A 20,160-nucleotide genomic window follows, 5' to 3' on the forward strand; every position below is an offset into this window, starting at 1 on the left:
CCCCTCAAATGATCTTTAAGAAAACAAGTTAGCAAAAAAACATAACATTGTATATAATAGAGTTTTTTTGCAATGAAATCAATCACATATACATGCCGCCATCAATATGAATCGTTTGGCCTGTTATATAATTTGCATCATCCGAAGCAAGGAACACGACCGCTTTTGCGATGTCTTCCGGCTGTCCGAGCTTCGCCAGCGGAATTTGGGCCAACATCGCATTTTTCAAATCTTCCGTTAAGGCATCCGTCATTTCTGTTGTAATAAATCCAGGAGCAATGGCGTTCACCAATATATTGCGGGAAGCAAGCTCTTTCGCCGATGTTTTTGTTAAGCCGATGACGCCCGCTTTTGCAGCAACATAGTTTGCCTGGCCTGCATTTCCCATTACTCCGACAATGGAGGAAATATTAATAATGCGGCCTGCACGCTGCTTCATCATTTGGCGCGTTACTGCCTTAGTGCATAAAAACACACCTTTTAGATTGGTGTTCATTACATCGTCCCACTCTTCTTCTTTCATGCGCATAAGAAGGTTGTCACGTGTAATTCCTGCATTATTTACTAAAATATCAATCGAACCGAATTGCTCAAGCGCTGCATTCATCAACTGCTGAACAGACTCAGCTTCCGAAATATTTGCTTGTACAGCAACTGCCTGTACACCAAGATTTTGAATTTCTTCTACTACTTCAGCAGCTTTTTGTTCGCTGCCGCTATAGTTTACAACTACATTCGCACCTTCTGCAGCAAGCTGCAGGGCAATTGCTCGCCCGATTCCGCGGGATGCGCCTGTTACAACGGCCGTTTTTCCATTCAATTTACCCATTCAGTTCTCCTCCAAGCGCTTCGACTACTTCGTTAAGTGATGCTTCATCATGCACGCAGTAAGTTTTAACCGAGCGATCTACTTTTTTCACTAATCCAGAAAGGACTTTCCCCGGCCCACATTCTATGAAGGTTGTAACTCCAAGTTCCAAAAGCTTTTGAACGTCTTTTTCCCATAATACTGGGCTGTATACTTGTTCAATCATTTCTTGTCGAATAGAAGCAGCATCTTCCAACGCTTCGGCCCCTACATTGCTAATGATTGGCGTATGAGGTGTTGTTACTTCGATTGCATCAATCACTTCTTTTAATTGAACAGATGCACCGCGCATTAATTCCGAATGGAAAGGACCGCTTACCACTAAAGGAATTGCTCTTTTTGCCCCAGCTTCTTTTGCTGTAGCTGAAGCCAATTCAACTCCTTGTTTTGTACCGGAGATTACAATTTGCCCAGGACAGTTTAAATTCGCAAGTTGCACGATTTCGCCTTGGCTTGTTACCTGGTCACAAACCGCTTTCAAGCTCTCTGCATCCAATCCAAGAATGGCTGCCATCGCACCCTCCCCAGCCGGAACTGCTTCATTCATGAATAAGCCTCGTTTATGGACAGTCAAGACGGCATCCTCGAAAGTAATTGCCCCCGAAACAACGAATGCACTGTATTCTCCCAAAGAATGTCCAGCCGTATAATCGGGCTTGATTCCCGCTGCCATCAGTTTTTGTGCAATCATAACACCAGTTGTCAGCAGTGCTGGCTGTGCATTATATGTTAATGTCAATTCTTCTGCAGGCCCGTTTAACATTAGTCTCGATAAGTCAAATTGCAGTACTTTGTCGGCTTGTTCGTAATATGCCTTGCTTTCTGGGCTATTTTGAACAAACTCCTCACCCATTCCTACAACTTGTGAACCTTGGCCTGGAAAGATAAACGCTATTTTTGTCATATAGAATCCCCTTTTCAAACAACATCCCTGTTATTGCTATTGTTGGTTTGCCGAAATTGTTTTGGCAATTACATCCGTTACATCATGCTCAACCATGATGTTTGCTTGGCGAATTGCACTATAAATGGCTCTGGCATTGGAGGAACCATGCGCTTTGATAACCGGTGCTTTCAACCCGAATAATGCCGCTCCACCATACTCGGAATAATCCAATTTGCCTTTTAGTTTTTTCAGTTCGCTTTTCATGAGCAATGCGCCCACTTTTGTTTTTGCGGAAGATAAAAACGCTTCTTTCAGCAAATTCATCATTGCGCCGGCAGTACCTTCAATCGATTTTAAAACCATATTGCCGGTAAAACCATCCGTAACGACAACATCGGCAACGTTGTCCATTAGATCACGCGCTTCCACATTGCCGATGAAATTGATATCGGACTCTTTCAACAAAGTGAATGCTTGCTTTGTTAATTCATTCCCTTTTTTATCTTCTGTACCGATATTCAATAATCCTACTCGAGGATTGTCGATGCCTCTGACTTTTTTTGCATAAATATAACCCATGATGGCGTATTGCAGCAGATTTTCTGCTTTTGCATCGGCATTTGCCCCTAAGTCGAGCATCAAGAACCCTTGGCCATCAATTGTCGGCAACGTAGTAGCTAAAGCTGGACGAGCAACTCCTTCGATCCGTCCCACTTTAAACAAGCCACCTGCCATGAAGGCTCCGGTATTTCCTGCCGAAAGACAAGCATCTGCACGGCCTTCCGTTACCGCTTCCAAAATTTTCGTCATAGAAGCATCCTTTTTGCGTCGAACCGCTCGGGCAGGGTCATCCTCCGCCTCAACCACTTCCTCGCAATGAATCACTTCCAGACGAGGGTGTTCCTTAAGGAAAGGCTGCAGTTCTTGTTGTTTTCCATATAACTGAATCTCGATATTAGGGAAGTCTTCCAATGCCAGCAATGCGCCTTCCACGATTGCTTTTGGTGCATTATCGCCGCCCATTGCATCTATTGCTAGTTTCATTCGGTGTCACCTTTCCCTTTCGTACGATACATTTCAAACTCGCCTTTAAATACGGTTTCATTATTTACAGTAGATAGAACATCTATATATGTACGGTTTTTTTCATGGTCCTGTCCTCGTACAATTGCTTTTGTAATCACACGATCGCCAACTTTAACGGGCTTTACAAAAACAACATTTGATTTTACGGTCAATGCCAATTCATCATTTATCACAGCAACAGCCAGCGAGTTTGCTTGGGCAAATAGATGGTGTCCCCTCGCAATCCCGTTTCGCTGAAAAACATGTTCTTCTTTTACATCAAAAATAGAAAGTGCTTTTTCATCTAGTTCGATATCAATTATTTCACCAATTACTTCGTCCAAAGGCAAAGATTTGACTTCATTTTCGTAATTTTTTTCAGCAACGTCCTTAATCCGTTCCCGCAATTCCGGTATTGAGAGTTCCATACGGTCTAGCCGGATCGTTTGAACGCTCACTCCAAATTGTGAAGCTAATTGTTCATCCGTGACGAACGGGTTTTCTTTGATTGTTTCCATAAGCAGTCTTTGCCGTTCTTTTTTTGTTCGCTTCAAAGCCCTCGCCACCTACTTTTATGTATTTTAGCACTTGGTACTAATACCAGTATACAGTTACATAAAAAAGAACGCAACATCAAATTGTTGCGCTCCATTTATTATGGTTAAGGTTAAATATTTTATTTAACAGAGAATAGCCGTAATGGTCAGGCTCTATGGCTCTATGGCTCTATTCCAGTTTTCCTAATCCATCCGTTCCCCAGTCAGGATGCCGGACTCTTCCAGCATTTCGCGGAGATGGCGATAGTCTTCTGCTTGCCAAAATTGCTCGTCGTAAATAAGTCTTGCTGCATCTTGCCGTGCTGTTTCCAACGTTCGATAGTCATGGACTAAATCGGCCATTTTAAAATCAGGCAAGCCGCTTTGTTTCTTTCCGAAGAAATCACCGGGTCCACGCAGTTCGAGGTCTTTTTCAGCCAATTTAAACCCATCGTTTGTTTGCGTCATGGACATCATGCGTTCCTTGCCTTCTTCCGTTTTCGGATCGGCCAGGAGCACACAATACGACTGATGGACGCCTCGCCCTACCCGGCCGCGCAATTGATGGAGCTGGGCCAATCCAAAGCGGTCTGCATCATAAATGGCCATAAAGGATGCATTCGGAACGTTCACCCCTACTTCCACGACGGTTGTGGAAACTAATACATCTACCTTGCCTTCCGTAAATGCACGCATGATTTCATCTTTTTCATCCGGGTGAAGACGTCCATGCATTAAACCTACCTTATAGCGCCCATTAAAAATGGTCGCTAGCTGTTCGTATACTTCCACGGCATTTTGAACATCCAGTTTTTCCGATTCCTCGATGAGCGGACAAATAATATACGCTTGTCGGCCTTGCCGCAACTCGGATTCCATTTTCGTTATGCTTGCATTTAACTGTTCTTTTTTCAGCCAATGAGTTTCAATCTGTTTGCGCCCTGCAGGCAATTCATCAATGATGGAAACGTCCATTTCGCCAAATGCAGTAATCGCAAGCGTTCTGGGAATCGGCGTTGCCGTCATAAACAGCACATCCGGATTCATTCCTTTGTCCCTTAAAATCCGGCGCTGCTCCACTCCAAAACGGTGCTGTTCATCTGTAATCACAAACCCCAGATTTTTAAATATCACATCCGGTTGGATTAGAGCATGGGTGCCGATTAATATATCGATTTCTCCATTATGTAATTTTTCGAGCAGTATTCTTCGTTCTTTTGTTTTGGTGGAACCTGAAAGCAATGCGACTTTTACACCGATTGGATCAAACCAGCTTTTTAAGGATTCCATATGTTGTTCCGCCAAGATTTCGGTCGGCGCCATTAAGGCACCTTGATAACCCGCAGTAACAGCCGAATATAGCGCAATTGCTGCGACAATTGTTTTCCCTGAACCAACATCCCCTTGCAATAGGCGATTCATGCGATGCGGTTGTTTCAGGTCTTTGCTGATTTCATTGACTACCCGTTTTTGCGCATTTGTTAATTCAAAAGGAATGGTTGCAATAAAATCCCGCACTTTTTGCAGGTCATATTGTATGGCAATGCCTTTTTCATTTTCTTTAGTTGTTTTGCGCAGTGCCTGGATCCGCAATTGAAAATGCAATAACTCTTCATAAACGAACCGTCTTCTTGCCTGCTTGGCATGTTCGGCGTCTTTTGGGAAGTGGACACCTTCCAACGCGTCGAGGATGGTTGGCAATTGATATTGGTCAATTAATTGAAGCGGCAGGGTTTCCTCCATAACACCATTCAGGGAATCCAGTGCCTGGCGCATATATTTGCGGAATTTAGTTTGATGAATGGAGCCTTTCAAGCTATAAACAGGTTCAAAATCCGTATGATCCATTTTGGGGCCAAATTTTATGGACGTGCCATTGATTACTTGCCGCCCACGGTCCCATTTACCCGAAACCGTGACCACTTGTCCTGGCGTCAGCTTTGTTCGCAAGTAATTTTGATTAAAGAAGACAACTTTGACAAGATGTCTTCCCGCTAACACTGTTACTTGTATTCTCGATTTATTTTTTCCTAAATAAAGTACGGATGGAACACTTTCCACCCGTGCCTCAATCGTGACTTTCTCGTTATGCGGCGTCTGTGCTAAATCTTTTAGCCGAAAATCCTCATGCCGGTAAGGAAACGTCCAGATTAAATCCTCTATCGTGTAAATTCCCATTTCATTTAACTGGGATTCTGTTTCTTTTCCTATTCCTTTTAATGTATTGACCGGTTCAGTGATATTAGTCAACTTTAACTGCACTTCCAAAAATTTTCGCGGCAAGGGCCTTGCCTGTTGGCGTTGCAGCCAGACCTCCACGAGCAGTTTCTTTTAAGCTTGGATGCATCGATTGACCGATTCTAAACATTGCACCGATTACTTCATCACAAGGAATACGGCTAGTGACGCCGGCAAGCGCCATATCCGCTGCTACCATTGCATTTGCTGCGCCCATTGCATTTCGTTTTACACATGGAACTTCCACAAGTCCCGCAACCGGGTCGCATACCAAGCCAAGCATATTTTTCAGTGTGATGGCAAAGGCTTCCGAACATTGGGCAGGTGTACCTCCAGCCATTTCAACAATCGCTGCTGCAGCCATTGCGGCAGCCGATCCCACTTCAGCTTGGCAACCGCCTGCTGCACCGGAGATAAAAGCATTGTTGGCAACTACAAAGCCGAAAGCGCCGGAAGTAAATAAGAAATTAATCATTTGCTCGCGCGTAGGATTCAATTTATTTTTCACGGCAAACAAAGTTCCAGGCACAACGCCCGCAGAACCTGCTGTCGGTGTTGCACAGATTGTTCCCATTGCGGCATTCACTTCGTTTGTTGCAACTGCTTTACTAACGGCATCAAGCAGCAAATCGCCTGAAAGGCTTTTGCCGGATTGAATATATTTTTGAAGCAGCACTGCATCGCCGCCCGTTAATCCAGAAACCGATTGGACGCCGTTTAAACCTCGTTCCACCGCTTCTTCCATGACAACAAGATTCTTATCCATTTGAGTGAAAATTTCTTCTCTAGTGCGCCCTGTCATATTCATTTCTTGTTCAATCATGATATCAGAGATAAGCTTATTTTCTTTTTCAGCAAGTTCGACCAATTCTCTTACATTATGAAATAATACATCCATTAAAGCCCACTCCCTAGTTATTTATTTTGGATACTTTCGTGATATTTGGAATCAGTGAAATTTGATGCAAAATGCGATCATCGATATTTTGATCGACCTCGATCACCATTAAAGCGGTTTGGCCACGTTCAATGCGCGATACTTCCATGTGCCCGATATTCACATGATGCATCGCCAAACTGTTTGCCACGTTGGCAATACACCCTGCGCGGTCATCATGGACAACCAATATCGTAGGCAGACCACCTGTTAACCGCAATTTAAAGCCGTTCACTTCGCTGATTTCAATTTTCCCGCCGCCAATCGAAATTCCTTCTACCGACATTTCCGTTGTGTCATCCCCCATCACAATGCGTGCCGTATTAGGATGTTCTTTGTTGGCTTCTTCCGGAATGATCTCAAATTCCAGTCCTGCGTTTTTCGCGTGCTCGAAAGACGTTTTGATTCGTTCATCAAAAGTATCAAAATCCAATAAACCGCCGACAATTGCCACATCCGTTCCATGCCCCTTATACGTTTCGGCAAAGGAACCATAGAGGTGGATTTTCGCCCAAGTTGGTTTTTTGCCAAATAAATCTCTCGCCACTCGACCGATTCGTGCTGCCCCGGCCGTATGAGAAGAAGATGGCCCAATCATGACAGGACCAATAATGTCAAATACTGAAGTAAACTTCATCTTGCTCTCCCCTTTGTTTAAATGAAATTAACAATCTACTTATGCTGATAAAGGTAACGAAAATCAATTATCATTATAATGATAGTTTATCACGAAGATTCCTAGACTTACAAAGTATATAGTTTCCAAAACTTAAGTTTTTTTAGATCCTATCGTTTCAACTTATTCCCTGAAATTCAAAAGCCGACCCCCAGATGTTTTTTCAACAACTTGAGGGTCGGCTTTTTTATTGGAAAACCTTGAGCTATTCGATTGATAAAATAAACGGATATAAGGCTTGTTTACCTTCTACTATTTCAACTTCTGCATCCGGATAATTCTCTTCAATGAAGCTTGCCAATTCATTCGCTTGGTCTTCAGTTGCATCTTCACCGTAGAGAACGGTAATAATTTCGGAATCTTCATCCACGAGTTGGGAAACGACTTTTTGAGCTGCTTCCAACAAATTTGGAGTGGAAAGAATAATTTTCCCTTCTGCCAATCCCATGAAATCATCTTTATGAATTTCCACACCGTCAATGGACGTATCTCGCACTGCATACGTTACCTGCCCTGTTTTCACATGCGAGAATGCATCTGTCATACCTTCTTTATTTTCCTGAACAGACGCTTCCGGGTTAAATGCCAAAATAGCAGCCATCCCTTGTGGAATCGTTTTCGTTGGTACCACTGCAGCCTCAATGTCCAATAATTCAACGGCTTGTTCTGCTGCCATTACGATATTTTTGTTATTCGGCAAGATTAAAACGCGCTCGGCATTTACTTCTTTCACAGCTTTTACAATGTCTTCCGTTGAAGGGTTCATCGTCTGCCCGCCTTCAATCACATAGGAAGCGCCAATGCTGCGCAACAGCCCGGAAATTCCTTCACCCATAGCGATTGTAATCACGGCGTACGGATGTTTTTCTTTTTTATTGGAAGTCGCTTGCACGACTGGTTCCGTTGATTCATTGACGATTGCCGAATGCTGTTCACGCATATTGTCAACTTTAATTTTAATCAAGCTGCCGTATTTCTGGCCTGCAGAAAGTACTGCACCAGGCGTTTCCGAATGAATATGTACTTTTGCAATTTCATCATCCGAAACCACCAGTAAGGAATCACCCATCACATTTAGTTCTTCACGGAATTTCGCTTCGTCAAATGGTTCTTTCTCTTGTTCCAGACGAACCATGATTTCAGTACAATAGCCAAACTCAATATCTTCTGAGTTCATAAAGTCCTGTGCACGATGATGCTCGGCATTGATCAAATCATCCAATGAAGCATCGTTTTTCTGAGGAAGCGCTTCCCCTTTTAATGACGCAAGGAATCCTTCATATACGAATAATAATCCTTGGCCTCCACTATCGACCACGCCTACTTCTTTTAATACCGGCAAGAGGTCGGGCGTACGGTTAAGCGAGCTTTTCGCTTCATTTACCAATGCTTCCATAACCGTAATTATATTGTCCTGGGATTGCGCAACTTCTACAGCTTTTGCTGCAGCTTCACGGGCAACCGTCAAAATCGTTCCTTCAACAGGCTTCATAACCGCTTTGTAAGCTGTATCGACACCCGCCTGAAATGCATTTGCAAATTGCATTGCATTGATTTCTTCTTCTTTTTCAATGGCTTTTCCAAAACCACGGAATAATTGCGACAAGATGACACCCGAGTTGCCGCGTGCACCCATCAACAATCCTTTCGATAAGCTTTGAGCTGTTTTTCCAATATGTTTTCCAACATTGCTTTCCGTTTCTTTTGCACCTGATGTCATGGACAAGTTCATATTGGTACCTGTATCTCCATCTGGAACCGGGAAAACATTTAGAGAGTCAACAAAATTTGCATTTTGAGATAAATTATGGGCACCCATTTGCACCATTTCTGCAAATTTGATTCCGTCTAGTGACTTCATCCGATTTAAATCCTCCTCTTACACATTCATAACACGAACGCCTTGAACAAATATGTTAACTGATTTAACGCTCATTCCTAATGTTTTATTTACTGTGTATTTTACTTTTGATTGCACTTGATAAGCCACTTCGGATATTTTCGTGCCATAGCTGACGATAATATACATGTCAATATGAAGGTCTTGGCCTTCTTGACGAATAAGTATGCCCTTTGCAAAGTTCTCTTTTCTTAAAATATCCGTTAAACCATCGCGAATATGATGTTTTGATGCCATTCCCACAATACCGTAGCATTCAATTGCAGCGCCGCCGGCAATTTGTGCGATTACATCATTTGAAATATCAATATGGCCCAGATCATTATTTATCTCAATGGACATGACTTTGCCTCCTTGATTCGTTTTCACTAACTCTATTGTACTACACAAAAATTTATTATAAAAGAAAACCATGGAATACGTCCATATTTGAGAAATATTTTCATTTTTTTATTTATCTAGTATACCCTTTTTCGGCACATTTTTTATGGTGTAAAGGATTTTTTCTTGAAAGGTTAAATGAAAACTATTGCATCAGGTTCCTGTCTATGTTAAATTATTAAAGTATGTGAAATAAAGAACTGAAAAACAATCTTTCAGATTCATCTGTAAGGAGGGAATATACATGCCTAAACAATGTGTAGTAACTGGTCGTAAAACTCGTTCAGGCAATAACCGTTCACACGCAATGAACGCTAACAAACGTACTTGGGGCGCAAACCTTCAAAAAGTTCGTATTTTAGTGAACGGTAAACCAAAACGTGTATGGGTTTCTGCTCGTGCATTAAAATCTGGTAAAGTTGAACGCGTTTAATCATCGTCTTAACTTTTAAAACATCAATTTTTACGATTGTAAAAATTGATGTTTTTTAATTTTGGGAAGTGGAGCGCTTTTGGATTTGGGTGTGGGTATGGTTTTGGCAGAAATATGAAAAGCTTCTTGGAGCTAGGGTCAGCTTAGGATACACATCATTAAGCGTCTGAAGTGCATATGGAAATGTCAGGCGCGGTAGATTGGGGTTGGTTGCTTCATGGTCAGAAAACGTGTAGACAGGCATGCTGATTCTTGCTGTATTCGACCGTTTTTTTATAGAGTAACGTCAAACGGGCGTTTAAATGCACTCAATTCGACTGTTTTCTCATTAAGCATCTCCAAACGGGCGTTTAGACCCGCTCTAATCTACCGTTTCGTCTTCAGCCACCTTCAAACCGGCGTTTAGAAGCGTTTAATTGCCTATTTTCCATAAAACTTTAACTTTGGTCGATTTCTAATCAAGTGTTTTCGAATAAGTTAGCTTCACATACTTCTTTAGACGTTGCCTAATCAAGTATTTTTCACCATTTTTGCTCCAAACACCGCTTTAGATGCTTTCTAATTGAGCATTTCCCATCAAGCTAGCTCCAAACACTTCTTTAGACACCTTCTAATCGAGTATTCCCCAACATGTTAGCTCCAAACACTGCTTTAGATGCTTCCTAATCGAGTATTTTCCGTCAAACCAGCACCAAACTCAACATTAGACGACGCTTCCACCACCGCCTTAAATCGGCCGTTTAACCCGCTACATGCTTCTACTCTTACAGCTAGCTCACTCCAAATTGGCATTGTTCGCTCTACTTCTGCTATCCCTTTACCCATCCTCCAACATAATCCATCCATGTTCATCCTAATGAATCGCAAACAAAAAGAACTGCCTCATAACCTTAAGAGGACAGTTCTTTTTCTTGCTGGCCGGATCATTGGATGCATTTCAATTAGTTTAGAGGCGTTTTTCTTGAAAAAATAAATGAAGTTAAAATTATTCCTTTTTCTTCTTCTTTCCGCCGCCTGTAAACAAATTGATGCAACCACGTGTAATATTACTAACAAATTTCGGCAATTGAAATGTATAAACTCTCAAGTGCTGGCCCTCCTTTTTAGTCACTGCTTCTTATCATTAAACATATGCCTGATGAAAAGGAGATATACCCCAGGCTGGAAATCAGTTCATTACTCGTAAAGCGAGATGTGCCTACTTCTATGCAGTCATTCGTCGTTTCGTATTTTACACCACGCAATGTTACATTTTCTACTTCATTGTCATAAGCAAAAAATGAAATATATCGAAACTTTTCATCTCGTAATATAGTATGTTCTCCAGGAAAGAGTATGCTAATTTCATTGAGAGCGTTCATTATTTTTATTTTTGTTTGCGGGAATTTCTTTTGAAATCGGTACATCGAACGAAGAGCGGCTTCATAGTGATCCAACCGTCCCCCCGTTACGCCGGTTAAATAGACTTCTTCCGGCTGGTAGGACAGTGCTTTTAAAAGAGCCAGATCTGTATCGGTTTCATCCTTTTCTTCCCCGACTTTTCGGTAATCAAGTGCAATCCTCGATACGTGCTCCCACTCATCCTGAGTCAGCGAATCAAAATCCCCCACAATGAAAGCAGGCACAATCCCTTGTTCAACCAAATACAGCGCCCCTCGATCCGCCCCGATAAAAAGCGTTTGGTCTAGCCGAAAATTTTCGAAAGAACAAAGGTCTTCTTCTGGTCCGCCCGAGCAAATTACAACGGTTTTCATTATTGAAGCACAGCCTCTCCAGCCGCTTTAATTTCTTGCAATGCTTTTTTCCGGTCTTCTTGGTTATAGATTGCGGAACCTGCCACAAACATTGTAGCCCCGGCTTTTGCGCATGCACCAATCGTTTCGGCCGTAATGCCGCCATCTACCTCAATTTCAATCGTTAACCCACGCTCACGGATGATTTTGGATAGTGCTTCAATTTTGGGAACAACGGAAGAAATGAATTTTTGACCGCCGAATCCTGGATTTACAGTCATAAACAATACAAAATCAACATCATCCAATATATGTTGAATCATTTCAATTGGAGTGTGTGGGTTTAATACCACACCAGCTTTTACACCCAAAGAGCGAATCAACTGAATCGTACGGTGCAAATGTCTGCATGCTTCAACGTGCACAGAAATATAGTCGGCTCCTGCTTTTGCAAATTGCTCAATGTAGGCATCCGGATTTTCGATCATCAAATGGACATCCAGCGGTAAATTTGTTACAGGACGCAACGCCTCGACAACGATTGGCCCCATCGTAATATTGGGAACAAAATGGCCATCCATTACATCGATGTGGATCAACTCAGCTCCCGCCGCTTCCACTTCTTTTACTTCCTGTCCAAGCTTTGCAAAATCTGCTGATAAAATCGATGGTGCAATTTTAATCATCACTAATACCTCGGCTTTCGATCAATAATTTCTTGTAAAAACTGTTGATAGTGCTCGTAACGATAGGGACGTACTTCCCCGGTCTCCAACCCATCCTTTACTGCACATTTCGGTTCTTTGATATGCAGGCATCCTCTAAATTTGCAGCCCTCGCTGAGGCGTTGAAATTCAGGGAAACATGAAGTTAATTCTTCCTTTTCAATTGTATCAAAATCAAAGGAACTGAATCCCGGTGTATCCGCGAGTAAACCGCCGCACACTTCAATTAACTCCACATGGCGCGTCGTGTGCTTTCCACGGCCCAAACTCTGCGAGATGATACCTGTTTCGAGATTCAACTCCGGAATTAAAGTATTCAGCAATGTGGACTTTCCAACGCCCGACTGACCGGCTAATACAGATGTTTTTCCCTGTAAAACAGGTTCCAATCGATGCAATAGAGTTGAATCTTCTTTAAAAGTCTCAATGATTTCATAGCCAATTGCCCGATAGTCATCGATATAGCCTGAAAGCTTTTCCTGTTCATCGTCTGTCAATAAATCCACTTTGGTTAAACAAATGATAGGTTCGACGTTAAAAGATTCCAGCACAACTAAAAAACGATCCAATAAAATGGTATTAAAATCAGGTTCTTTGACAGAAAACACCAGTAAGGCTTGATCAATATTGGCAATCGGCGGCCGAACCAGTTCATTTGTTCTCGGATGGATTTTAGTGATTGTTCCATCCGAGTTGCCTTCTTTTGTAAAATCAACAAAATCCCCTACGAGCGGCGATTCTCCTCGATTGCGAAATACTCCGCGTCCACGGCATTGCACCAATTCTCCATTCTGGTAAACATAATAATATCCACTTAATGCTTTACGGATTTGGCCTTCAGCCATTTTTTCACTCCTCAAATTCTCATTCATATGGAATCTTATCTTCCCTAAAAGTCATGCCATCCACTTCAACCCGATATGCTGCAGTTTGGCCTTCTTCTATTTCGAGTACAATCTTGTATGGCGTTGTTTCCGTGATTTCAAACGATTCAGCAGGTTCAACCATGGTATGATTTTTATCTTGTATGAAGATACGAACTTTTTGTTCTTCGCCTGGTTCATTAGGTTCATACGGAATCTCAACTGTTTTGACATAGACTTTGGATTTTTTCTCTTTAGGCCCCAAAGAAACGACAACTTCAATGGTTCCACCCCACGCAAGACTTTCATTCGCTTGCGGATTTTGTGAAATGACTTCGCCAGCAGGTACATCATCCGAATAATCTTCTTTAATATCCAGCTGGAACCCTGAACTTTGTTCGTAGCCATTCAAAGAAGCTCTGTTATAGCCGGATAGGTTTGCCACGGTCCCATAACCTCTACCTTGGCTGACAGTAAGGGTAACGGTTGTTTCAGCTGGAACCACTTCTTCCCCCGCAGCCGGCTCTTGCTCAATAATTGTTCCTTCAGCCTGTTCAGAATAGGCATAGTTTATATCGAGGCCTTTAAAATCTCCGTTTTCCAGAATAGGTGATATTTGATCGACCGGTTTGCCGGTATAATCATCCATTTCGGCGGTTTCTTTTCCAAGACTGATGATTAAATCAACTTCGGTTCCTTCTACACGCGTTAATCCGGCTCTTGGATTTGTTTCCAGAACAAGCCCCTTTTCTACATCCGCAGAATGCTTTTCTCTTTGTTCATCAACAACAAACCCGGCTCCTTCCAGCTGTTCAATCGCTTCCTCGATTTTCAAGTTTGCCACCTCGGGTATTTGTGCCTTTTTGGGGCTTAATAAGTTAAACGCCAAAATTCCGGCTAATATTACGATTAAGATGGAGGCAATAATAATTGCCCAAATTTTCCAACGGTTTTTCTCCTTTTTGGATGCTTTTTCTTCATTGTGAGGCTTATTCGGCAGTTGGCCTTTTTCGATTTTACCTGTTTCCTGCGATAAAATCTTTGTATTTGCAATTTGCTCGATAGGGATGCGTTCTTTTATAATCGGAATTGCTTTTGTTTCATCGTCATCGATAGGCGGTACAAATTTCTTCTCGTTCATTCGATTGGGAGATAAAACGGTTTGAAGGTCTTCCTCCATTTCCTCCACGGATAAATAACGATGAAGGGGATTTTTGGCAGTCGCCTTTAATATGATATTTTCCAAGCTCTGTGGAATGGATGCATCAAACGCCCGAACAGATGGCGTTTCCGTTTGCAAGTGCTTCAATGCGATTGCGACAGCGGATTCCCCGGAAAAGGGCAGTTCTCCGGTTAATAATTCGTATAATACAATTCCCAGTGCATAAATATCGGATTGGTTTGTAGCAGTTCCACCCCGTGCCTGCTCTGGCGACAAATAATGCACAGTCCCAATAACGGAATTCGTTTTTGTATAACTTGTTGCACTCAGTGAAGTGGCAATGCCAAAATCCGTTACTTTGACAGTTCCTTCCTCATCAACCAGAACATTTTGAGGCTTAATATCCCGGTGAATGATTTGATTGTCGTGGGCATGTGCAATTGCCGACGTTAGTTGTTTCATGATTTGTACACTTCGGGCAGGCGACAAAGGCGAAAACTCATGTATGTATTGTTTTAATGTTTTGCCCTTGATATATTCCATGACTATATAATGCAGATCCTGGTCTTCACCAACATCATAAATACTTACAATATTCGGATGTGCAAGGCTTGAGGCAGAAATTGCTTCCCTATGGAAACGGCGATGGAATTCTTCTTCATTATCAGCATCATAACGCAAAATTTTGATGGCTACATCACGATTCAAAATCATATCATGGGCCAAATACACGTTGGACATTCCGCCGCCGCCTATAAACTCCAAAATTTTGTACCGGTCACTAATTCTTTTACCTACAAGCATCTTTACACCTCCTCATTGTTGGATAATAAAATTACGGAAATATTATCTTCCCCGCCAGAATCATTTGCCAGCTGGATCAGTTTTTTGCCTTTTTCATTCAGCGATAAAGGCTGATGTAAAATTTCCGACATTTCATCTGTAGATAGTTTATTGCTTAAGCCATCCGAGCAGATTAAAACGTACGAAGTTGGTTCCAATTGCAGTTCATAAAAATCCGGTTCAATCGAGCTTTCAGTTCCGAGAGATTTTACAATATAATTTTTTTGAGGATGGTTGGCTGCTTCCTCTTCACTAATCTCGCCATATTCCACGAGAAAATTAACATAGGAATGATCTCTTGTAATCAAACCAACGTTGTCATGAGTAAAATGATAAACCCGGCTATCTCCAATATGCCCGATTAAACATTCGTCTCCATCAATTAAGACAAGGATTAACGTTGTGCCCATCCCTTTACAGCTTTCATGTGATAAAGAATGCTCATAGATTTTTCCATTCACGGATTGAATGGTTTTAAGCATCCATTGTTTTTTGGCTTCAATCGAATCGAGTTGTGCGGCATCTATGTTGAGGAAAAAATTTTTCGTTTCTTCAATCGTCATTTCACTTGCTACATCTCCGGCATTATGTCCGCCCATACCGTCTGCCAACAGAGCAAGCTTAAATCGATCGGGATGCTCAAAAAAGGCAACCCGATCTTCATTCACCGTTCGTTTACGACCAACATCACTTTCCACTGTATATTTCATAGTAGTCACCTACCTACTAATTTCATCTTGGCGTTCTTGTGCACGTAATTGTCCGCATGCCGCTGCAATATCCGCCCCTTGTTCACGACGAATCGTTACGTTCACTCCGCGCTTTTTCAATGCTTTTTCAAAAGCAAAAATACTGCTGCGGCTTGTACGGATATAATCACGTTCCGGTACATAGTTAATCGGAATCAAGTTGACATGGCATTTAATGCCTTTGATTAAATCAGCCAATTCCTCCGCCACTTCCACCGAATCATTTTCTCCCGCCATCAAGCCATACTCAAAGCTCACACGACGCCCTGTTTTCTTCGTATAATAACGCACTGCTTCCAATAATTCATCGAGTTTATAAGCACGTGCAATCGGCATTAATTTTTGACGCGCTTCCTGGTTTGGTGCATGCAAAGAAACGGCAAAATTGATTTGCAGTTCTTCATCCGCAAATTTGTAAATCTTAGGCACGATACCTGAAGTGGAAACCGTAATGTGGCGCGCTCCAATATTCAGGCCTTTATCATGGTTTACCACTTTGAGGAAGTTCATCATGTTATCATAGTTATCAAACGGTTCCCCAATTCCCATGATGACGATATGCGATACACGTTCGCCGACTTCATCCAGTTCTTGCTGTACTTTTACGACTTGTTCCACGATTTCCCCTGCCATTAAGTGGCGCTTTAACCCTCCAAGTGTTGATGCACAGAAAGTACAGCCAATTCGGCAGCCGACTTGAGTTGTCACACAAATCGAATTTCCGTATTCATGGCGCATTAAAACCGTTTCGATGCTATAGCCATCTTGCAGTTGGAATAAAAACTTGATGGTTCCGTCTTTTGATTCTTGTTTGATGAGCGTTGAAAGTGTCGTTAAGGCAAAGTGTTCTTTTAAATTTTCGCGAAGCGATTTGGAAAGATTCGACATATCATCAAATGACTTCACGCGTTTTTCATATAACCATTCGTAAATCTGGCCCGCACGGAAGGCTTTTTCGCCATGCTCTGTCAACCATTGCTGCAATTCATCCAATCGTAAAGAGTAGATGGATTCTCTTAATTGCGGTTTTTCTTTTTTCTCTCGACGCACGGGCTTTTGTTCAGTCTCTTCTACTAAGTCCTGTATACGTTCATTAATATTATTTTGATCCATTAGTATTTGGATTCTCCTTTTGTATCTCTAATTTCCAGCTCCAGCGCCCAGCCCCTCGAGGTCGCGGTCTGCCCTCGGTCGAAAGCTGAAAAGATGCTTTCGATTCGGGACTTCCAGCGCTTGAGGCTCACACGAAGTGAGTCATGTCGGCGTCGCCACAGGACGTGGCGTTTTCACCGACGCGGGGCTAAGCAGGGCGCCTCCGCTTTTATCCTATTCTGTCTTTTTTCGAAAGGCGGCGACAAAAAATCCGTCGCTGCCGAAATCTTGCGGAAATACTTGCAGCATCCCATGCTGGCTTCGTTCCAAAAGTTCTTTTGGGAGATTTTCAAGGTCAGCCGGCTCCATTTCCGGGTGGGACGTTAGGAAGGCTTTGACCGTTTCTTCATTTTCTTCTTTATTTACAGTACATGTACTATAGACAAGACGTCCACCTTTTTTTAGAACTTTTACTGCATTATTTAATAGCTCCAGCTGAATGTCATGAAGATTCGATAAATCCTCTTCACGTTTTGTATATTTAATATCCGGTTTTCGTCGCATTACACCGAATCCCGAGCACGGCGCATCAACCAGTACGGCGTCAAATGACTCTTGTTGCAAAAGGTGTGCCGCTTTGCGTCCGTCGACCGGAGCTGTTTGTATAATCCCCAATCCAAGGCGTGCACTATTTTCGTCAATCAGGTCAAGTTTATGTGGATGTAGATCCGTCGCTAAAATCGATCCTTCATTCTTCATTTTTTCTGCCATATGTGTTGTCTTACCGCCAGGTGCAGCACACATATCCAAAACACGCCAGCCAGGCTGAGGATTTAACACATTGGCAGGCATCATGGAGCTTTCGTCTTGAATCGTGAGGAAGCCTTCTTTAAATGCTTTCGTTCGTGCCGCTTGCCCACTGATTAAGTGCAAGCATTCAGGCATTACTTTACTTTGTTCCGCCTGTACTCCTTCTTGTTCGAGCATTTGCAGCACTTCCTGCACTGTTGCCTTGGTTGTATTCACTCGAACGCTGGCAATGGGCGCGACATTATTTTCATGGAGCATTTTTGTTGTTGATTCCATGCCATACGAGTCAATCAATCGTTCTACCAACCAATCAGGGTGGCTCGTTTCGATTGCCAAACGTTTAACAGGATCCGAAATTTCCTCTGTTGAACGAACGCCCTGGCGCAAAATGGACCGCAAAATACCATTTACAAGAGATGCAATCCCTTTATGCCCTCTGCGCTTCGCAATTTCAACCGCTTCATTGACCGCAGCATGGTCCGGTACCCGATCCAAATACTCGATCTGGTACAATGAAAGGCGAAGAAGCCATTTTACCCAAAGGTCCATTTTCCCTCTGATAAAAGGCTCCAGATAATAATCGAGTGTGTATTTATGCTGCAGTGTACCATAGGTTAATTCAGTCAGCAGTCCTCGGTCATTTGCTTCCAATTTATATTTTTTGATGGTTTGGTTTAAAAGCAGATTGCTGTAGGCTTGTTGCTTATCCACGGCTAATAGGATTGTTAATGCTGCATCGCGAACATTCCCATCCCAAATTTGCTGTTTCTTTTTTGTCATTCGAATTGGTCCCCTATCGCAAGTTTCATGCCTGTTCCGCGCAAATAGTCTTGTGCTGTCATTCGTTTTTTGCCGGCCGGCTGCAATTCAAGCACAGCAATCGTTTGGCCATCGCCTGTTGCGACTTCAAAACTATCTTTGTTCAATTGAACTACTTGACCTGGTGTCCGATCTGTTGTAGTTTGTCCCACTTTTACCGACCATATTTTCATGTTTTCCCCTTGATAGCTTGTATAAGCGGTTGGCCATGGCGTCAGTCCGCGAATTTGGTTATATACCTGTTTTGCACTGTTCGACCATACAATCCGCTCTTGTTCTCTTGAAATATTATGGGCAAAAGTCACTTGGGACTCGTCTTGTTGAATTCTCTCGTTTTTGCCCTCGACAATTAACGGTAATGTGTCCTTTAAGAGTTCTTTGCCGACAATACTTAATTTCTCGAACATGGTTCCTGTATTATCTTCCTCTTCAATTGGTATTGCTCGCTGCGTAATAATATCGCCGGCATCCAATTTTTCGGCCATATACATAATCGTGACACCGGTTTTTTCTTCCCCATCGATAATTGCTTGATGGATTGGTGCACCGCCTCGATATTTAGGCAGCAAGGATGCATGTACATTAATGCAGCCAAGACGAGGCGCATCCAATAATTCTTTCGGAAGAATTTGGCCAAAAGCAGCAGTAATAACAATATCAGGGTTCAGAGCTAAGATTTCCTGAAGCTCTTCAGAACCTCGCAATTTTTCCGGTTGAATAACAGGAAGTCCAAGTTGAAGGGCTTCTGCTTTAACAGGAGGAGGCGTTAACACTTTTTTGCGGCCAACCGGGCGATCCGGTTGCGTCACTACTGCCAAAACCTCGTATCCTTCTTCATAGATCATTCGTAAAACTGGAACCGAGAAGTCCGGTGTTCCCATAAATACCACTGAAGTCATCGTTATTCCTCCTCACCATACATCTCGGCCAATTCTTCTTCCGTCAATACGCGGATTAATTTCGAATTGAATAGCACGCCGTCAAGATGATCGATTTCATGAAGAATGGCGCGGGCATCAAATCCTCCCGCTTCCAGCTCATAAACGCGGCCTTCCCGGTCACAAGCTTCGATTTTTACATAAGTTGGGCGCTCCACTTCTCCGAAAAGGTTCGGAAAGCTCAAGCATCCCTCTATATCAACTTCTGCACCGGAAGTTTCCAGTACAGTTGGATTAATCATTTCTAAAATGTCTCGGTCTTCGCCGATTTCGACAATGGCTACACGTAATGGAACATTAATTTGAGGTGCCGCAATCCCAACCCCATCATACTCCACCATCGTGTCATATAAATCATCAAGAAGTGCAATTATTTCTTCATTAATTACTGTTACTTCTTCGCATTTTTCCGTCAACACCTTCGCTGGGTGCTTTACAACTTCTTTTATGGCCATTATAAGTTTACCTCTTTCTACACTTCTTTAAGCTATATAATTACGTTACAA

General features: G+C 42.5%; 21 protein-coding genes. 1 reads left to right on the forward strand and 20 read right to left on the reverse strand.

The genetic code is table 11. The features are described from left to right. Positions 1 to 82: 82 nt before the first annotated feature. The 9 genes from fabG to D1B33_RS02220 form a co-directional block, all read right to left on the reverse strand. The gene (gene fabG / locus D1B33_RS02180; RefSeq protein WP_118874693.1) at positions 83 to 829 is read right to left on the reverse strand and encodes a 3-oxoacyl-[acyl-carrier-protein] reductase; all 747 of its coding nucleotides are present in this window, start codon (positions 827 to 829) and stop codon (positions 83 to 85) included. Then, the gene (gene fabD, locus D1B33_RS02185; protein ID WP_118874694.1) at positions 822 to 1,772 is read right to left on the reverse strand and encodes an ACP S-malonyltransferase; all 951 of its coding nucleotides are present in this window, start codon (positions 1,770 to 1,772) and stop codon (positions 822 to 824) included. Before fabD ends, fabG begins: the two co-directional genes overlap by 8 nt. 36 nt (positions 1,773 to 1,808) lie before the next feature. Next, the gene (gene plsX, locus D1B33_RS02190; protein ID WP_118874695.1) at positions 1,809 to 2,798 is read right to left on the reverse strand and encodes a phosphate acyltransferase PlsX; all 990 of its coding nucleotides are present in this window, start codon (positions 2,796 to 2,798) and stop codon (positions 1,809 to 1,811) included. Further along, positions 2,795 to 3,373: a transcription factor FapR gene (gene fapR, locus D1B33_RS02195; protein WP_118874696.1), complete on the reverse strand. Its 579-nt coding sequence runs from the start codon at positions 3,371 to 3,373 to the stop codon at positions 2,795 to 2,797. Before fapR ends, plsX begins: the two co-directional genes overlap by 4 nt. A 186-nt stretch (positions 3,374 to 3,559) precedes the next feature. Continuing rightward, a complete protein-coding gene (recG, locus tag D1B33_RS02200) occupies positions 3,560 to 5,605 on the reverse strand; it encodes an ATP-dependent DNA helicase RecG (protein ID WP_118875194.1) in 2,046 nt (681 codons plus the stop codon). Further along, complete coding sequence (sdaAA, locus tag D1B33_RS02205; RefSeq protein WP_118874697.1) at positions 5,598 to 6,491, reverse strand: L-serine ammonia-lyase, iron-sulfur-dependent, subunit alpha; 894 nt, start codon at positions 6,489 to 6,491, stop codon at positions 5,598 to 5,600. The genes recG and sdaAA overlap by 8 nt, the downstream gene beginning before the upstream one ends. A 13-nt stretch (positions 6,492 to 6,504) precedes the next feature. Then, complete coding sequence (sdaAB, locus tag D1B33_RS02210; protein ID WP_118874698.1) at positions 6,505 to 7,167, reverse strand: L-serine ammonia-lyase, iron-sulfur-dependent subunit beta; 663 nt, start codon at positions 7,165 to 7,167, stop codon at positions 6,505 to 6,507. A gap of 244 nt (positions 7,168 to 7,411) precedes the next feature. Continuing rightward, a complete protein-coding gene (locus tag D1B33_RS02215; RefSeq protein WP_118874699.1) occupies positions 7,412 to 9,067 on the reverse strand; it encodes a DAK2 domain-containing protein in 1,656 nt (551 codons plus the stop codon). A gap of 18 nt (positions 9,068 to 9,085) precedes the next feature. Beyond that, positions 9,086 to 9,448 (reverse strand): Asp23/Gls24 family envelope stress response protein, encoded by a 363-nt coding sequence (locus tag D1B33_RS02220; protein WP_118874700.1) that lies wholly within the window; start codon positions 9,446 to 9,448, stop codon positions 9,086 to 9,088. Between the two features lie 283 nt (positions 9,449 to 9,731). On the opposite strand from D1B33_RS02220, the gene rpmB reads away from it, so the two are divergent. Then, positions 9,732 to 9,920 (forward strand): 50S ribosomal protein L28, encoded by a 189-nt coding sequence (rpmB, locus tag D1B33_RS02225; protein WP_036202868.1) that lies wholly within the window; start codon positions 9,732 to 9,734, stop codon positions 9,918 to 9,920. Between the two features lie 651 nt (positions 9,921 to 10,571). Here rpmB and D1B33_RS18380 read toward each other — a convergent pair. The 11 genes from D1B33_RS18380 to def all read right to left on the reverse strand — a co-directional run bounded on the left by D1B33_RS18380 (position 10,572) and on the right by def (position 20,109). Then, positions 10,572 to 10,745 (reverse strand): hypothetical protein, encoded by a 174-nt coding sequence (locus D1B33_RS18380; RefSeq protein ID WP_158582903.1) that lies wholly within the window; start codon positions 10,743 to 10,745, stop codon positions 10,572 to 10,574. Positions 10,746 to 10,905: 160 nt separating this feature from the next. After that, positions 10,906 to 11,007: a stage V sporulation protein SpoVM gene (gene spoVM / locus D1B33_RS02230; protein ID WP_118874701.1), complete on the reverse strand. Its 102-nt coding sequence runs from the start codon at positions 11,005 to 11,007 to the stop codon at positions 10,906 to 10,908. Between the two features lie 16 nt (positions 11,008 to 11,023). Continuing rightward, a complete protein-coding gene (locus D1B33_RS02235) occupies positions 11,024 to 11,674 on the reverse strand; it encodes a thiamine diphosphokinase (RefSeq protein ID WP_118874702.1) in 651 nt (216 codons plus the stop codon). Further along, positions 11,674 to 12,339: a ribulose-phosphate 3-epimerase gene (gene rpe / locus D1B33_RS02240; RefSeq protein ID WP_118874703.1), complete on the reverse strand. Its 666-nt coding sequence runs from the start codon at positions 12,337 to 12,339 to the stop codon at positions 11,674 to 11,676. Before rpe ends, D1B33_RS02235 begins: the two co-directional genes overlap by 1 nt. Before the next feature lie 2 nt (positions 12,340 to 12,341). After that, a complete protein-coding gene (gene rsgA, locus D1B33_RS02245) occupies positions 12,342 to 13,223 on the reverse strand; it encodes a ribosome small subunit-dependent GTPase A (RefSeq protein ID WP_118874704.1) in 882 nt (293 codons plus the stop codon). 19 nt (positions 13,224 to 13,242) lie between these two features. Continuing rightward, entirely contained in the window at positions 13,243 to 15,207 is a 1,965-nt protein-coding gene (gene pknB, locus D1B33_RS02250) for a Stk1 family PASTA domain-containing Ser/Thr kinase (RefSeq protein ID WP_118874705.1), read from the reverse strand. A 2-nt stretch (positions 15,208 to 15,209) separates the two neighbouring features. After that, entirely contained in the window at positions 15,210 to 15,956 is a 747-nt protein-coding gene (locus D1B33_RS02255; RefSeq protein ID WP_118874706.1) for a Stp1/IreP family PP2C-type Ser/Thr phosphatase, read from the reverse strand. Positions 15,957 to 15,965: 9 nt separating this feature from the next. After that, entirely contained in the window at positions 15,966 to 17,108 is a 1,143-nt protein-coding gene (gene rlmN / locus D1B33_RS02260) for a dual-specificity RNA methyltransferase RlmN (protein ID WP_118874707.1), read from the reverse strand. Between the two features lie 213 nt (positions 17,109 to 17,321). Continuing rightward, complete coding sequence (rsmB, locus tag D1B33_RS02265; RefSeq protein WP_118874708.1) at positions 17,322 to 18,677, reverse strand: 16S rRNA (cytosine(967)-C(5))-methyltransferase RsmB; 1,356 nt, start codon at positions 18,675 to 18,677, stop codon at positions 17,322 to 17,324. Next, positions 18,674 to 19,615, reverse strand: coding sequence for a methionyl-tRNA formyltransferase (fmt, locus tag D1B33_RS02270; protein ID WP_118874709.1), 942 nt, complete (start codon positions 19,613 to 19,615; stop codon positions 18,674 to 18,676). The genes rsmB and fmt overlap by 4 nt, the downstream gene beginning before the upstream one ends. Before the next feature lie 2 nt (positions 19,616 to 19,617). Then, complete coding sequence (def, locus tag D1B33_RS02275) at positions 19,618 to 20,109, reverse strand: peptide deformylase (protein WP_118874710.1); 492 nt, start codon at positions 20,107 to 20,109, stop codon at positions 19,618 to 19,620. Positions 20,110 to 20,160: the final 51 nt, after the last annotated feature.

Origin of the sequence: Ureibacillus yapensis (assembly GCF_003515775.1) — a bacterium.
GTDB lineage: Bacteria > Bacillota > Bacilli > Bacillales_A > Planococcaceae > Ureibacillus > Ureibacillus yapensis.